Annotated in this window: 14 protein-coding genes; 3 read left to right on the forward strand and 11 right to left on the reverse strand. The window is 64.1% G+C overall.

Going from position 1 to position 15,617, the window contains the following annotated elements:
- Positions 1–185: 185 nt before the first annotated feature.
- The 8 genes from EGM97_RS08775 to gspG all read right to left on the reverse strand — a co-directional run bounded on the left by EGM97_RS08775 (position 186) and on the right by gspG (position 10,210).
- Positions 186–1,352 (reverse strand): substrate-binding domain-containing protein, encoded by a 1,167-nt coding sequence (locus EGM97_RS08775; RefSeq protein ID WP_238963209.1) that lies wholly within the window; start codon positions 1,350–1,352, stop codon positions 186–188.
- 520 nt (positions 1,353–1,872) lie between these two features.
- Positions 1,873–3,084: a type II secretion system inner membrane protein GspF gene (gene gspF / locus EGM97_RS08780; RefSeq protein WP_238963210.1), complete on the reverse strand. Its 1,212-nt coding sequence runs from the start codon at positions 3,082–3,084 to the stop codon at positions 1,873–1,875.
- Positions 3,084–4,502 carry a type II secretion system ATPase GspE gene (gene gspE, locus EGM97_RS08785; RefSeq protein WP_238963211.1) on the reverse strand — a complete coding sequence of 473 codons (1,419 nt, stop codon included), beginning with the start codon at positions 4,500–4,502 and terminating at the stop codon, positions 3,084–3,086. Before gspE ends, gspF begins: the two co-directional genes overlap by 1 nt.
- Positions 4,503–4,698: 196 nt before the next feature.
- The gene (gene gspD, locus EGM97_RS08790) at positions 4,699–7,056 is read right to left on the reverse strand and encodes a type II secretion system secretin GspD (RefSeq protein ID WP_238963212.1); all 2,358 of its coding nucleotides are present in this window, start codon (positions 7,054–7,056) and stop codon (positions 4,699–4,701) included.
- Positions 7,053–7,598 carry a type II secretion system protein GspM gene (gene gspM / locus EGM97_RS08795; protein WP_238963213.1) on the reverse strand — a complete coding sequence of 182 codons (546 nt, stop codon included), beginning with the start codon at positions 7,596–7,598 and terminating at the stop codon, positions 7,053–7,055. The genes gspD and gspM overlap by 4 nt, the downstream gene beginning before the upstream one ends.
- Positions 7,591–8,769 carry a type II secretion system protein GspL gene (gene gspL / locus EGM97_RS08800; protein ID WP_238963214.1) on the reverse strand — a complete coding sequence of 393 codons (1,179 nt, stop codon included), beginning with the start codon at positions 8,767–8,769 and terminating at the stop codon, positions 7,591–7,593. Before gspL ends, gspM begins: the two co-directional genes overlap by 8 nt.
- Positions 8,766–9,752, reverse strand: a complete 987-nt coding sequence (gspK, locus tag EGM97_RS08805) for a type II secretion system minor pseudopilin GspK (RefSeq protein WP_238963215.1) — start codon at positions 9,750–9,752, stop codon at positions 8,766–8,768. The genes gspL and gspK overlap by 4 nt, the downstream gene beginning before the upstream one ends.
- A gap of 8 nt (positions 9,753–9,760) precedes the next feature.
- Positions 9,761–10,210, reverse strand: coding sequence for a type II secretion system major pseudopilin GspG (gspG, locus tag EGM97_RS08810; protein ID WP_053150573.1), 450 nt, complete (start codon positions 10,208–10,210; stop codon positions 9,761–9,763).
- 150 nt (positions 10,211–10,360) lie between these two features.
- On the opposite strand from gspG, the gene gspI reads away from it, so the two are divergent.
- Positions 10,361–10,735, forward strand: coding sequence for a type II secretion system minor pseudopilin GspI (gene gspI, locus EGM97_RS08815; RefSeq protein ID WP_238963216.1), 375 nt, complete (start codon positions 10,361–10,363; stop codon positions 10,733–10,735).
- Between the two features lie 31 nt (positions 10,736–10,766).
- Here gspI and EGM97_RS08820 read toward each other — a convergent pair whose 3' ends face one another.
- On the reverse strand, positions 10,767–11,198 hold the full coding sequence (locus tag EGM97_RS08820) for a general secretion pathway protein GspC (protein ID WP_238963217.1): 432 nt from the start codon (positions 11,196–11,198) through the stop codon (positions 10,767–10,769).
- Between the two features lie 120 nt (positions 11,199–11,318).
- Here EGM97_RS08820 and gspH point away from each other — a divergent pair, with 120 nt between their 5' ends.
- On the forward strand, positions 11,319–11,771 hold the full coding sequence (gene gspH, locus EGM97_RS08825) for a type II secretion system minor pseudopilin GspH (RefSeq protein WP_238963218.1): 453 nt from the start codon (positions 11,319–11,321) through the stop codon (positions 11,769–11,771).
- Positions 11,768–12,379: a prepilin-type N-terminal cleavage/methylation domain-containing protein gene (locus EGM97_RS08830; protein WP_238963219.1), complete on the forward strand. Its 612-nt coding sequence runs from the start codon at positions 11,768–11,770 to the stop codon at positions 12,377–12,379. Before gspH ends, EGM97_RS08830 begins: the two co-directional genes overlap by 4 nt.
- Before the next feature lie 54 nt (positions 12,380–12,433).
- Here EGM97_RS08830 and pgm read toward each other — a convergent pair whose 3' ends face one another.
- Entirely contained in the window at positions 12,434–14,074 is a 1,641-nt protein-coding gene (gene pgm, locus EGM97_RS08835) for a phosphoglucomutase (alpha-D-glucose-1,6-bisphosphate-dependent) (RefSeq protein ID WP_238963220.1), read from the reverse strand.
- A gap of 90 nt (positions 14,075–14,164) precedes the next feature.
- Positions 14,165–15,562, reverse strand: a complete 1,398-nt coding sequence (locus tag EGM97_RS08840; RefSeq protein ID WP_238963221.1) for an aminotransferase-like domain-containing protein — start codon at positions 15,560–15,562, stop codon at positions 14,165–14,167.
- Positions 15,563–15,617: the final 55 nt, after the last annotated feature.

Below are 15,617 nucleotides of genomic sequence, written 5' to 3' on the forward strand. Positions count from 1 at the left end.
GGGGCGCAACGCAGTGCCATCAAGCTGCCAGCGTTGGTTATAGGGGTTAGGCGGTTGCAGCCGTTCGGGACCGAACGGATGTCATGAAAATTTCATTTGGCTGTGTTGGTACGGGCAATACGCAAAAAATCAGCAACGACTCGCGCCGTTGCTGATCAGGTATTGCAGGTCGCTCGAACGTGGGCTTACAGCGGACGACCGATGGCGTTGCAGACGCTGGTGTTGCCGATGCTCAGACCGCTGGAGGCCGTGACGAAGGAATCACGAATGGCGGTTTTCCAGGCCGAAGGCAGCGGCACGAAACGGTTGGAAGTGATAGCCGAATCGTTGTTGACCAACGCACCGTAGTGGCGGCTGAAGAAGTTGCGCACCTGGGTGGTCTGGGTTGCGTCAGCGTAGCACTGGCTGAAGATCACGTTGGTGAAGCCCAGGATCGGATAGCCGGTGGTTGGGTAGGCCACGACGCTTGGGTCGTTAGGGTTGGTGGTAGCGGCGAACACCGGTACCCAGGCGTTCGGGTTGGCGCGGTTGGCGACGGCAGGAACCGCAACAGCGGCGATGGCGGCCGATACGTTGGCGGGGGCTGGGGAAACACCGGCAACGCGGGCGACTTTGGTGGCGTCATCCAGACCGGCCAGCGTCGTTGCAGCGTAATCCGGGCTCATGTAGGTGATGCGACCTTGGGCAGCGTTCACGGCAGTCATCACAGCCTGGCTACCAGTGGCCGAAATGGCGCCGGCTGGCAGGCCGCCGCTGTAGCTGGAGGCAAAGTTGGTGGTGATGGCGAAGGTGCCGGTTTCAGCGCATTTGGCGTTCAGGAAACGGGTGAACAGCTCGGTGGTGCCGCTGCTTTCAGCACGATAGACCACAGTGATCGCGCCCGTACGGCCGGAACCGGTGATCTGGCTCCAGTCGGTCAAACGGCCGGAGAACACGCCGCACAGTTGGTTGACGCTCAGGTCAACGTTGGCAGTGCCGGTCTTGTTGAACGGAATGGCAACCGAAGTGGCCACCGAAGGCACCTGAATCAGTGGACCCCAGGCAGCGCCGTGGGCCGTGGCATAGTTGCTCAGCTCAGTGGCGCTCAGCTTCGAGTCACTGCCGGCCCAGTGCACGTTCTTGCTGGTGTTGCCAGCCACGAACTTGGTGTAGTCGTTGTTCAGGAAAGCCGCCTTGCCGGCGCCGCTGCCCACACCGATGTAAGGGGCGAAACCGGCGGTCAGTACACCGGAAGTCTGGTACAGGGGCAGAGGCAAGGTAGCACCACCGCCGTTGACATCAGCCATGGCAGCCTGAGCGGCGCAGAGGCCGGCGAGGGTCAGGGATACTGCGAGAACGTTGCGCTTAAACATGAAGAATCTCCTTTCATCGTGTTCGTACGTAGGTTGGATGACGCGTTCTTGCCGTCATGGCGCTCGTTCCTGTGCCGCTGGCGGTGGGGTGAGGCCATGGGTAGAAATTCGCAGTTTCCGGTGACAGATAAAGGAAAAAACCTCGGGAGCATGGGGCTCTTTTTCGGGGGATTTCCTCGGGTGTTCGAGGGCTCTGGGTCGGGCTTTCGGACGGGTTTTACGAATGCGGAAAACGGACAAATGCTGGAGGCGGCGCAGGACGGTTGCTTGCCTTGAGAAAATGACAGAACAAGGAACCCGAGTTTGGCGCTGACAGGGGTCGGGAGCAGACACACCACCGCAAATATTTCTGCACCCTGGCTGTTGTGGCGAGGGGATTTATCCCCGTTGGGTTGCGCAGCGACCCCATGTCAGTCGATTGCGCATTTGCCTGATGCACCGAGGCGCCAGGATTTGGGGCTGCTGCGCAGCCCAGCGGGGATAAATCCCCTCGCCACAGGGAGGTATGGGTGAGATTGGTTTATTGCACCAACTGATTGATCTCGATGATCGGCAACAGCACCGCCATGACGATCACCAGGACGACGCCGCCCATGATCACGATCATCAATGGCTCCAGCAGCGCGGTCATGCCCATGGCGCGACGCTCGATATCACGGGACAAGGTTTGCGCGGCGCGTTCGAGCATCGGTGGCAGGCAGCCAGTCTTTTCGCCACTGGCGATCAGATGGATCAACAAGGGCGGAAAGACCTTTTCCACCCGCAACGCCGCCGCCAGGTTGACCCCTTCGCGGACCTTGGCCGTGGCATCGCTGACGCTCAGGCTCAGGCGATCGTTGGACAGTGTCTGCCGCGCGGCTTCCAGCGCCCGGAGAAGCGGCACCCCCGCTGCGCCGAGAATCGCCAGGGTGGAGGCAAAGCGCGCCGTGTTGAGCCCCAATACGAAACGCCCGATCAACGGCAGGCGCAGCACCCGCGCATGCCAGTTCAAGCGCGCCTGGGGGTTGCGCAAGTACAGGCGCCAACTCCAGAACCCGCCGGCCAGCACGGCGAAACACAGCCAGCCCCAGGCACGAATGAAGTCGCTGGCGGTGAGCATCGCCAGCGTCAATCCGGGCAGATCCTGGCGCGCCTGGGAAAATGCGCTGACCACCTGCGGCACCACATAGCTGAGCAGGAAAATCACAATGGCGATCGACACCAGCCCCACCACGCCCGGATAAATGAACGCCGTGAGGATCTTGCCCCGCAGGTTGTTGCGCTCTTCGATGTAGTCCGCCAGCCGCTCCATCACCTGGGCCAGGTCACCGGACTCCTCGCCGGCTGCAATCAGCGCCCGGTAGATGTCCGGAAAGTCCCGGGGGCGCGCCGCCAGAGCTTCGGCCAGGCGCATGCCGCTGCGCACGTCGGTACGGACCGCGCTCAGGGTCTGGGCGATGTGCTTGCGCTCGGCCTGTTCCACCGTGGCGCTCAGGGCGGCTTCCAGCGGCAGGCTCGCCCCCAGCAGGCTCGCCAATTGCCGGGTGGCCCAGGCCAGGTCGTTATCGGAGAGCCGGGCGGCGAACAGCCCGCCACCCTGGGCTTGAGGCGTGTTGCGCTCCAACTGCACCTGCAACGCCGTCAACCCACGACTGCGTAACAAGCTGAAAACCGCCCCCTGGCTGTCGGCCTCCAGATGCCCGGACTCGATCCTGCCTTGGGCATCCGCCGCCTCGAAACGATAGCGATTCATCAGGCGTCCCGTGTCACGCGCAGGATTTCTTCAGGGGCTGTCACCCCGCCGCGAACCCAGCGCTCGCCATCCTCGCGCATGCTGAACATGCCAGCCTGGCGGGCAGTGGCGCGCAGAGCCTGCTCCCCTGCCCCCTGGTGAATCAGCGTGCGGATGTCATCGTCGATACAGAACAACTCATGAATGCCGGTGCGTCCGCTATAGCCGGTTTGGCTACAGGCCGCGCACCCCACCGGGCGCCAGGTGCCGGGCGCTGCCGGATCGGGTTGCTTGCATTGTTGGCACAGCCTGCGCACCAGCCGCTGGGCCAGTACGCCAAGCATCGACGAGGCCAGCAGGAACGGTTCGACGCCCATGTCGATCAAGCGGTTGATGGCCGAGACGGCGTCGTTGGTGTGCAGCGTCGCCAGTACCAGGTGACCGGTCAGGGAGGCCTGCACCGCGATTTGCGCCGTCTCCAGGTCACGGATCTCGCCGATCATGATGATGTCCGGGTCCTGGCGCAGGATCGCTCGCAGCGCCAGGGCGAAGGTCATGTCGATCCTGGCGTTGACCTGGATCTGGCTGATGCCAGGCAGGTCGTACTCCACCGGGTCTTCGACGGTAAGAATGTTATGAACACTGGCGTCCAGCCGGGACAGGGCAGCGTAGAGGCTGGTGGTCTTGCCGCTGCCGGTGGGGCCGGTGACCAGCACGATGCCATGGGGTTGGCGGATCAGATGATCGAGTTTACCCAGCACGGCCGGGTCCATCCCCAGGGTCTCCAATTGCAGGCGCCCGGCCTGTTTATCCAGCAAGCGCATCACCACCCGCTCGCCATGGCCGGTGGGCACCGTGGACACCCGGATGTCGATGGGCCGCCCGGCCACCCGCAGGGCGATGCGACCGTCCTGGGGCAGACGCTTTTCGGCGATGTCGAGCTGGGCCATGATCTTGATCCGCGACACCAGCGCACCGTGCAGCGCCTTGCGCGGTGATACCACATCCCGCAGCGTGCCATCGACCCGGTAGCGCACCACCGAATGGCTCTCGTAGGGCTCGATATGAATGTCGCTGGCCTCGTCCCGGGCAGCCTGGGTCAGCAAGGCGTTGATCATGCGGATCACCGGAGCGCCGTCCTGGGTATCGAGCAGGTCGGTGACCTCGGGAATGTCCTGCATCAGACGGTCGAGGTCCACCTCGTTCTCCGCCGCCCCGACGACCGCCGCCGCGCTACCGGTGTCGGCATAGGCGCTGTTGAGCAAGCCTTCGATGTCCTCCTCGCGCACCCGCTCCAGCCGCACATCGCCGAATTGGCGACGCACTTCGCTGATGGACCAACCGGGCGTGGAAGGACACACCGTCAGCACCGGGCCTGTATCGAACTGGCGCAACACCAGGCGTTGGGCCTTGGCCCACGCGTATGGGAGGGTGTTCATGGCAACGTATTCCGACCACTTGGCCATGCACAAAGCCTGTGGCGAGGGGATTTATCCCCGCTGGGCTGCGCAGCGGCCCCCAGACGGATACCAAGGCAAGTCAGGTTGATGTTGCAGGATTTTTTGGGGCCGCTGCGCAGCCCAGCGGGGATAAATCCCCTCGCCACGAATGTGGTATTTCCGGGGTAGGTGTTCATCAGCGAGTGCCTCCTTCGACCGGCACCGCCTTGATCGCGGCCCGCGGCGTTTGCAACCCAACAGGCGTCGCGCTGGGAATCGCCCTGGCCGAGGCCGGCAATTGCGGAGCCTGCATGTCCGGCATGGCCCAGCTGCGATCCGGTTGCAGCAGGCCCTGGGCGCGGCGCATGAAGTCATAGCGGTTGAGGGTGATGCCGCGCCCGGCTGCGGTGTCGCGGATGATGTAGGGGCGCAGGAACACCATCAGGTTGGTCTTGGTGATCTGCCGCCGCTCATTGCGAAACAACGCACCGATGCCGGGAATCGTCGACAGCCACGGCACCGCGTCGTTGCTCTGACTGTAGCCGTCCTGCAACAGCCCCCCGAGGACCATGATCTGCCCGTCGTCGAGAAGAATGCTGGTGTCGATGGCGCGCTTGTTGGTGACAATCCCGGTGGTGCTCGAAGCGCGGTTATCGACGCTGCTGACTTCCTGGTAAATATCGAGCTTGACCGTGCCGCCCTCGGAAATCTGCGGCCGGACGTTGAGCTTCAGGCCGACTTCCTCGCGAGTCACGGTCTGGAACGGGTTGTTGCTGGTGCCCCCACCACCGGTGACGTAGCTGCCGCTGACGAATGGAATCGTCTGGCCGACGAAAATGCTCGCCGCTTCGTTATCCAGGGTCAGCAGGTTCGGCGTCGACAGCACATTGGTTCCGCCCTTGCTTTTCAAGGCTCGGGCCAGGACCTTGAGGTCGAGGATCTTGCCGATGCCGGGGATATCCACGGTGCCGTTGACGACCCCGAGGTTCAGCCCCTGAGGCAGCACGTCGATGCTGGTCTTGCCGTTGAGGTTCAGTCCCGTACCGCCAAGGTTGACCCCACCGATCACACCACTGCCGCCCAGGTTGCCGCTCTGCCATTGCACGCCGAATTCGCTGGCATCATCCTCACCGACCTCGACGATCAGGCTTTCGATCACCACTTGGGCCCGGCGTTGGTCCAGCAGGTCGATGACTTCCCGCAGGTTGCGGTACAGCGGGTCCGGCGCAGAGATCAGCAAGGTATTGGTGGTGGCGTCGGCCTGGATGGTCACGCCGCCGGCGCTGAAGGCCGGGTTCTGCTCGTTTTGCGTCGATGCCTGGGTATGCCCGCTGGAGCCCTGGCCGTAGCTGCCACCGGTGACCGAAGCGCTGCCGGTGGTGGTGCTGCTCGCCCCGTCGCTGCTGCCCTGCCCGCCCTGGCCGCTGGTGCTGGCGCCCATGCCACTGAGCACCTGGCGCGAGTTGTCGTTGCCCTCGCCCTCGCTTTCCCCGGTCAGTAGCCCCCGCAGGGCCTGGGCCAATTTGCCGGCCTGGGCGTTGCGCAGATACACCACATGCAGGTTGCTCGGATTGTTCTGAGCATTGTCGAGCTTATAGATCAGATTGCGCGCCAGCTCGGTGCGCTCAGGGCTGCCGGCGCGGATGATGATGGCGTTGGAACGGGGGTCGCCGATCACGTTGATTTTCTGGGTCTGGTCACCGCCCTGGGTTTCCAGCAGGTCGGAAACCATCTGCGCGATATCCACGGCGATACCGTTCTGGATCGGCACCACGTCGGTGTCGATGGCACTCGGGGTATCGATGCCCTCGATGAGCTGCGCCACCCGCGTCAGGTTCTCGGCGTAGTCCGTGACGACGATGGTGTTGTTGCCGGGGTAGGCATTGATCGGGTTGTTCGGTGAAACGATGGGCCGCAACACCGGGATCAGGTTGACCGCGTTCTCGTACTGCAGGCGAAAGGTGCGGGTCAGCATGCCGTTACCGGCCGGTTTGTCGGCACTGTAGATCGGTCCGCCCAGCAGCTTGGCGTCGGCTTCGGGCACCACCTGGGCGACGCCACCGACATCCACCACGCTGAAACCCTGCATGCGCAGCGCCGCCAACAACATGTCATAGGCCTGGCGGGCCGGCACCTGGCCTTCGGACACCAGGGTCAGGTTGCCCTTGACCCTGGGGTCCACCAGGAACTGCTGCCCGGTGGAGCGGGACAGAGCCCGCACGACGGCCTGGATATCGGCGTCGACAAAATTCAACGTCACGGGTTGCTCCCCCAGCGGGTTGCGCGCCGGTGTGCTATTACGCGATTCACGCGCACGGGACGTGAGGTCGACCGGCTGCCGGACCGGTGCTTTCTGCTCGCGCTGGGCCTGGGCCCGCTGGCGGTCGAGCCAGGCATCGCCGCTGCGCTGAGTGCTGCCCAGGGGCATGCCCAGTTCACTGTCCACCAGCAACGGCGGTTGCGAGGCTGGCGGCGTACTGTTGCAAGCGCTCAAGGCGAGCATTAGCAGCGGCGCGGCCTTGCGCCAATGACGCGGATATCTGGCCTCCTTCATGAAGCTTCCTTAGCGCCTTGCGCCTGATCCATGCGAACGGTTCCGGACAAAGTGCCGGCGGTGTCGGTGTCATCGGGATTGGCCGGGGCCGTGCGTTGCAAACGGGCCTCGATCACTTCCAGGGAGAATGCTCCGGGGTTGCTCAGGAGCCAGCCCATCACCCCATCGGCGGGGGCGTCGTCGAACGTCAGTTGCCAGGTTTGGGGGTGGGTTTCGGTGCCGGTTAGCTGCAACCGGTAATGCTCGCCCAGTCCGTTGGCCTCCAGGGTCTGGCGCAGGGCCCCTTCGAGAGGCTGGCCCTGAGCGGGGCCGCCGGCATCGCGAAGCAACGCTTCGAGGGCTTCGCTCTGCGAGCGCAGCTTCGGCGTTTCGATTTGCCAGTAGGCGATGGTCTTGAGTGGCGGCTGAATCAATGTCAACCAGACCAGGCATCCGCCCAATACCAATGCCGCCAGCGTCACCGCCCGTCGTTCGCGCACCGCCAGGCCCTGCCAGGTGCTTTGACAGCGGGCCCTCAATAGCACCAGGGATTGCTTATTCATCGTCGGTTTCCGATGCGTCGTCGGGAGTGTCCTGGGCGGCCGTCCCGGTCGGGGCCACGCGCAGGGCCCAGCCCTGGTCGATGGCGGCGACATCGATACCGGCCTGGACCAGGGGCGCTTTCCAGTCGTCTTCGGTGGAAGCTTTCTGCGCCTCGCCCACGACCGTCAGGCGCAGTTCATCGTGCTCGAACACCAGCGTCTGCAGGTTGCCCGCCATGAACGGCATCGCAATGCCGGCCTGTTGCACCAGACTGGCGAAGCGTTGCGTCGGGTCCGTCGCGGCCCCCTCCCGGCGGGCAGCGATTTGTTGTCGTGCCTGTTGCAAGGGGTTGAGGATCACCGGCAACGCCGGAAACGCCTGCTTCACGCGCTGGCTCATTTGTGCTTTCAGACGCTGGCCTTCGGCGGCCTGGCGAGTGGCGTAGAGGTTCAGGCCGACGACCCACACGACCAGGGCCATCGCGCACATCGCCGCCGCCCGGCCCCAGCCGCCACGCCCGCTCGGCCCCTGGGTCAGTCCGGCATGCAACCCCCACCCTGGCGCGGCCCCGACCCAGCGCTGGGTGGCCGGCACGCCCGTGATGGATGGCCGAGGCGGCTCGCCGATCCAATGCAGCCCTGGCCCCACCTCCATCAGCCATTCGTCCAGTGTGCCGTCCAGCAATGGCTGCACGGTGGCGGACTGCGCTCCATGGCGCACCAGCAGGTGTCCATCATCGATGCAGGCCGTCGGCCCGGCGAGCGCGGGCAAGGCGTACGGCGCGGGATAGAGGCCCCGCAACCTCAGACCGGCCTGGCTGAGTAACTGGCCGAGCACCTTGAGCGACTCGCGGTCCAACCACGCAATCTGCACCTGCCCATCGCTGTCGCGAGGGCCATGGGCGACCTGCATCTGCTCGCTGGCCCCCAGCATCAGGGCCTGGGCCGCGCACGTCACGGCCGCTGTAACTTTGGCCGCCGGCAATCGTGGCAACGCCAGGCCGGTCAGTACGCTGTCCCGTGGATGAAGAAAGCACTCTACCGAGAGGTTTTTCGCGCCCTGGCCCAGCGCACGGAGGCTGCCGTGTCCTTGCTCGATTACTTGCCCCTGCCGGTCCAGCCAGGCAAACGCCAGCGGACTGTCCAGGTCCAGGCTGCCCAGTGGCGCCAGCCCTATCCGCAAGCGCTTCATACGCCCACCCGCGACCAGATCACCTGGGGCAAGCGGTCCTGGCTGCGCTGCAACAAGGCATCCAGTTCAACCCGTCGTTGGCCGCTGCGCGCCTGCCCCCGCAAGCGGAACCAGTCACTGGTGATACCGACCTTCACAGTGGTGGTTTCCAGTTTCGGCATGCGCAGGCGATTGACGAAATCGCCGCGATTGATGAACCAGTGGCCGCCGTCACGCTCGGCCACCAGGGCCTGGGCCTGTTGCAGTGACAGACCCGGTACGTAGGCCGCCAGCACCTGGGCGCTGGCGGTGTTGCCGTTGAGCCAGGTATTGGCTGGCAGAATCGTGATATGGGGAGCCAGCGTTTCCAGCACGCCCGGGGTGACACCTTTGACCGTGCGAAGATCCTGCAAGGTGCGCAGCATAGGCCGAGTAGGCGCCAGCGGTTTTGCGGAAGCACCGGGTGAGGTATCCCGGCCGCTCTCGAAGGTCTGACCGGCCACCGTCGCGCTCACCGACTCCGGAGCCGGCAAACGTGGATAGGCCGCAATGACCCGTTCTACGATGCGCGCCCGCACCGTAGCGGCGATACCCAGTTGCTCGCACAAACGCTCGAAGGCTCGCACCTGTTCCTGATCCAGCGTTTCATTGGCGACGAGATTGCGCAGGTTGAACTTGCCTTGCTCATCCTCCAGTCGCCCTTCGAACGGCGTGTCGAGCAGGCTCGATCCCGGTATCACGATGGGTTTGGCCCACGGCTGGCCAAAGCGCGTCAGGGGGTCGCGCTGCCGGGCCTCCCATAACACCTGGCGGCTCCATTGCAGCCCGCCCTGCAAGCGTGCGGATCCCTGGATACGCAGTTGCTCGGCTTCCAGGCTGCGGGTGAACAAGGTCTGACGGGTCAGCATGCCACCGGCGATGACCGCCACCACCGCGGCGATCAGCAGGGCGCTGATGACCGCCATGCCGCGCTGCTTCGCGCCGTTGGGCGAATCCGTGCGCATCACGGCCCTTATAACTGCCAGGAACCGATGTCGGCATTGACACCGTCGCCGTCGGGCTGGCCGTCGGCGCCCAGGGAAAACACATCGACTTCGCCATTGGCACCTGGATTCAGGTAGTTGTACGGGCGCCCCCAGGGATCATTGGGCAGACGCTCCAGGTAAGAGCGCCACGTGCTGTTCTTGGCATCGGCGGGTCGCTCCACCAGCACCTTGAGGCCCTGGTTCATGCTCGGGTAGCTGCCGTGGTCCAGACGATAGAGCTTCAAGGCCTGCATCAGGCCGCCAATGTCCTGCTTCGCCGCCGTCGCCCGTGCCTGGTCGGGCCGGTCGAGCACCTTCGGCACGACCATGGCCGCCAGGATGCCCAGGATGACCACGACCACCATGATCTCGATCAAGGTGAAACCACGCTGCCTTCCAGGGCCTTGAACGCGGGCGTTGTAACGGGCGATCTGCATCTCGACGGTCCTTCGCTGGATTCGATTCGAGGCGCAGTGTTGCAAGAAAATATGTCAGTGATATTGAAATTGCTCAGGAGCTTGCGTCGTCAATCGGTCATGGACGCCGGCTAGCCTTGGAGGCTTGCCTTCATCGATCGAGCCTGTGCAATGTCCCGCCCTGCCCCGCAAACCGGTTTCACCCTGATCGAAGTGTTGGTGGCCCTGGCGATCATCGCGGTGGCCATGTCGGCCGCGGTACGCGTGGCCGCGGTGATGACGCAGAGCAATGGCCTGCTGCGGGACAAGTCCATCGCCCTGCTGGCGGCCCGCAGTCAGCTGGCACAGCTGCGCCTGGAGGCGCGCTTCACTCCGGGCACCCGGGTGTCGGACTGCGACCAGGGACGATTGCTGCTGCGCTGCGAACAGACCCTGCGCCCGGCGCAGAACGGCCGGATGCTGCGGGTCGAACTGATCGTGTCCGACCGTAGCCGCGAAGCGCCACCGCTGGCCCGGCTGGAGACCCTGGTCGGTCGGGAAAAATGAGCACGGGACACATGCCCGCGAAGCAGCCCGGTCAAGGACGCGTCAGGGAAGGCAGGCTGACCGAATCCGGCAACCGGGCCATGGGCAGCCGGGTCTGCTGATTGCCACGCTCGATCACCACTGCCTGCGCCTCGATCGACACCAAGCGGATGCCGGGCGCCACCCGTTCGCCGATCAGGAATTCACGGGGCGGCCCGTCATTGAGGCTCAGGATCGCCACGGCTGCGCGAGCGCCGGCCATCACGCCACTGACTTTGATGTCCACCGACGCCGGTTGGCTGGAAAACCATTGCAACGCTGGATTATCGGGGCGTTCGACCAGACGTTGCGCAGTCGCATCCGGTGTGCGGGATTGAGCGGGTGTCGACAATAGCGAAGACCAGGTCGCCACGCCGGCCAGTGCCGCCAACAGGCCCAGCGCTTGCACAATCTGCGCGAGGGGCACGCGCTCGATAAAGGTCATGGGCTGGCTCTCCTTGGTGTTGATTCCGATGCTCAGCGTACGCGCCGATTCTCTCCGTTTTATTTCACACGCTTATCATGTTCGCCATGCACGATGGCGTTCGATGCAAAGGAGCGCGCCATGAGCCGGGGCAGGCAACGAGGATTTACCCTGATCGAATTGATGGTGGTGCTGGTGATCGTCGGGATCGCCAGCGCCGCCGTGAGCCTGAGCATCAGGCCGGATCCCATGAAGTTGCTGCGCCAGGATGCCGGACGACTGGCACAACTGCTGCAGCTGGCCCAGACCGAAGCCCGTATCGACGGCCGGCCAATCACCTGGCGGGTAGACGCCAAGGGATTTGGTTTCAGCCGACGTGCCGACCAGGGCACCGGCCTGGACCACTTCAAGGACGATCCGCAATTGCACCCGCGTCGATGGCAGAGTTCCTCCATGGCCATTGATATAGATCCTGGGCCACGGGTTGTGCTGAGTGCCGAGTGGATTGCCGACCCCATACGGATTCGCCTGTCGGACGGTCTCGGCAGCCTCACCGTACAACGCAATGCCGCCGGACGGATAGACATCCAATGAGCAGCCGCCAGAGGGGTTTTACCCTGCTTGAAGTGATGGTGGCGATCCTGCTGATGGCGGTAGTCAGCCTGATCGCCTGGCGCGGGCTGGACAGCATCACCCGAGCCGACAGCCATCTGCAGGCCAGCACCGAACAGACCGAAGAGCTGCTGCGGGTACTGAATCAACTGGAACGCGACGTGGCCCTGCGCGCCAGCACCGAATTGAGCGAACCGATGAAACCCGGCGTCGACGACGAACCCTCCAGCGCCCCGCCCGCCCTCACCGTGCGCAGCGTCGAGGGTCGGGGGTTCCGCCTGGATGTCATCCGCGTGGCCGCCGTCCGGGAAGGCCAGCTGCAACGGGTGCGCTGGTGGCTCAAGGGCGATACGCTTTACCGCGCCCAAGGCCCTGCGCGCAGCCAGTACCCGCTGCCCGCTCCCGGACCGGGCGTGGCCGTCCTGAGCGGAGTCAACGAAGCCGGGTTACGCTACTGGGACCTGGAGAAAGGCTGGCGCAAGCTCAGCGGCAACCGCCGGGAAAACCCCGCGGGCATCGAAATCAGCCTGACCCGCCAGACGCCCCAGGGTACCGAGAAATACCGGCAGGTGCTGGGGCCGCTGGAGTAAGCCGGCCTTGCCATCGTTGCCCGTTCGCTTACGCGAGCCCCCTGCTCCCAAAGATCAGCTGATAGCGCCGTCCACGAGCGCCTGCGCCTCACTCACCAGTTGCTTGAGGTGTTGATCGCCGATGAAGCTTTCAGCGTAGATCTTGTAGATGTCCTCGGTACCGGACGGACGTGCCGCGAACCAGCCGTTTTCGGTCATGACCTTCAGGCCACCGATCGCCTGGTCGTTGCCCGGTGCATGGCTGAGGATGCTCTGGATCGTCTCTCCGGCCAGTTGAGTGGACGCGACCTGATCGGGCGACAGCTTGCTCAACAGCGCTTTCTGCTGCGGGCTGGCCTTGGCATCGACACGCACCGAGAACGGCTCGCCCAGCTCGTCTGTCAGGGCACGGTAGGCCTGGCTTGGATCACGACCGGTACGGGCGGTCATTTCCGCCGCCAACAACGCCGGGATCAGACCATCCTTGTCAGTGCTCCAGACACCGCCATCCTTGCGCAGAAACGACGCACCGGCGCTTTCTTCGCCACCAAAACCCAGGGAGCCGTCGAACAGGCCATCGGCAAACCACTTGAAGCCCACCGGCACTTCATAGAGACGGCGTCCCAGACGCCGGGCGACGCGGTCGATCAGGCCACTGCTGACCACCGTCTTGCCCACGGCCGCATCGGCACGCCATTGCGGACGGTTCTGGAAGAGGTAGTCGATGGCGACGGCCAGGTAGTTGTTCGGGGCCAGCAGACCGCCGGACGGCGTCACGATGCCATGGCGGTCGTGATCCGGATCGCAGGCGAAGGCCACGTCGAAACGCTCCTTCAGACCAATCAGCCCCTGCATGGCATGGCTGGACGACGGGTCCATGCGGATCTGCCCGTCCCAGTCGACGGTCATGAAACGGAAGGTCGGATCCACCTGGGTGTTCACCACGTCCAGGTTCAGGCGGTAATGCTCGGCAATCGCCGGCCAGTAGCGCACCCCGGCGCCGCCCAGTGGATCGACGCCCAGGCGCAACCCGGCAGCGCGGATGGCGTCGAAATCGATCACGTTGACCAGATCGGCTACATAGGTGTTGAGGTAATCATGGCGGTGAGTCGTTTCGGCTTTCAGCGCCTGCTCGTAGCTGATGCGCTTGACGCCGGCCAGCTGGTTGGCCAGCAGTTCGTTGGCCTTGGCTTCGATCCACTTGGTGATATGGGTATCGGCCGGACCGCCGTTGGGGGGGTTGTACTTGTAGCCACCGCTTTGTGGCGGGTTATGGGACGGCGTGATGACGATGCCGTCCGCCAGGCCCGTGGTGCGACCGCGGTTGTAGCAAAGAATGGCATGGGAAACGGCAGGCGTCGGGGTGTACTCATCGCCTTCGGCGATCATGACGGTCACGCCGTTGGCGGCCAGCACTTCCAGGGCGCTGGCGCCCGCCGGGGTCGACAGCGCATGGGTATCGATACCGACGAAGTGCGGCCCGTCGATGCCGTGGGCCTGCCGGTACAGACAGATCGCCTGGCTGATCGCCAGCACGTGCCACTCGTTGAATCCCAGGTCGAATGAACTGCCACGGTGACCGGAGGTGCCGAACGCCACGCGCTGGGTGGCAATCGAGGCATCGGGCCGGCCGGTATAGTAGGCCGTCACCAGTCGCGGGATATCGATCAACAACTCTGCCGGCGCCGGCTTGCCCGCAAATGGACTGACTGTCATGCAAAACCTCTGAATGGAGTGGCTTGGGAAATGGAATGCAGTTTACTGACAGTTCGACCATGGCGCGATGGGTTCGATCCATCGCCTGCATTACGCTTGCTCCAGCCGCAGGGCCTCGGCCAATGCCCAAAGCGCGACGTCCATGTCATCCGAACCGCTCAAGGCATGCGTCAGGCGCAGATGATGACCATACAGGCCCTGGAGACTGAACAGCTCCCCTGGGGCAATGACGATCCGTTGGGCAAGCAAACGCTGGAAGACCCGCCGTGGATCCACCCGTCGCCGCGAGTACATCCAGATCGTCGCACCTCCCTGGGGCTCCACCCACTGCACGCTGTCCTCCAGCCGCCCGCGCAGCATTTGTGTCGTGACAGCGGCGCTTTCGCGCAACAGACGTCGCAATACCAGCAGGTGCTGGTCGATCCGGCCATTGCTGTACAACCGGGCAATGGCTTTCTGACGAATCGGTGACAAACGAAATGCCCGCAGCAGGAAGTGCCGCTGCAATTGCAGAGTCAACTGGCGCGACAGCACATATCCGTACGGCGCCTCCGGCCCTACCGTTTTTTCGAAGGTGGAATAAACGATCAGGCGGTCCGGGTCGAGCAGATCGCGAAAAGGCGTAGCCCTCGTTTCGAACGCCAGGTCCGTGTAGCTATCGTTCTCCAGCACCCAGGCCCCATGCTTCTCCAGCAAATGTGCGACGGCGCGACGATTGCCTTCGGGAACGAAGGTGCCCCTGGGCATGTTCAACACCGAGGAGAGCACCACCAGGCGCACCGATTCTTTCGCCAGCAACTGCTCCAGCTGTTCGAGACTGATTTCACCGTCCGCCAGCAACGGCAACTCGACAACGTGGACTTCAGCGGCCTGCATCAGACGAAGGAGCGTCCAGTCGCAGGGTGATTCGATCAGGACGGTGGCGCCCTTGAGTTCCAGGACCGCGATGAGGATTTCCAGCACGCCCCTCAGGTCGGCGCCGATGTATACGTCATCGGCATTCCAGCAACGGGCCGGCGAGGATGTGTAACGGGCCGCCAGGGCGGTGCGCAGTTCCAGCTCGCCCCAGGGTTGCGAAGGCATCTGGGCAGTGCGTGGATACTGGCGCAACAGTTCGCGCTCGAGTAACAGCAGCGGGCTGTCCAGCGGCGCCAGCGAAGCAGGCTCGTCCGCACTGAGCACTCGCATCCCCGGCCGCCGGGCATTGACATAGAGCGTCTCGAGCAGATCGTCACCATCATCCAGGGTGGCGATGCTGGGCACAGGCAACGCGTAATAACCGGACTTGGCAATGGGATAGACCCGTCCTTCCTTTTCCAGCAATGAATAGGCGTATTGGATCGTGGAAATCGACACATTCAGGCGCTCGGCCAACTGCCGCAACGATGGCAGACGCACCCGGGCATCTGCGCCCAGCTCGTTGATCAACGTTGTCAGGTACCGATAAACCGCCTGATAGGCGAAATCCGTTTCTCGTCCACCCTTCATGGCTTCGGGCCCGCCAGCGCAACCGTTACCCGTGGTACCGAAACTGAAACGACCG

The organism is Pseudomonas sp. AF32 (genome assembly GCF_022342325.2).
GTDB classification, from domain to species: Bacteria; Pseudomonadota; Gammaproteobacteria; order Pseudomonadales; family Pseudomonadaceae; genus Aquipseudomonas; species Aquipseudomonas uvaldensis.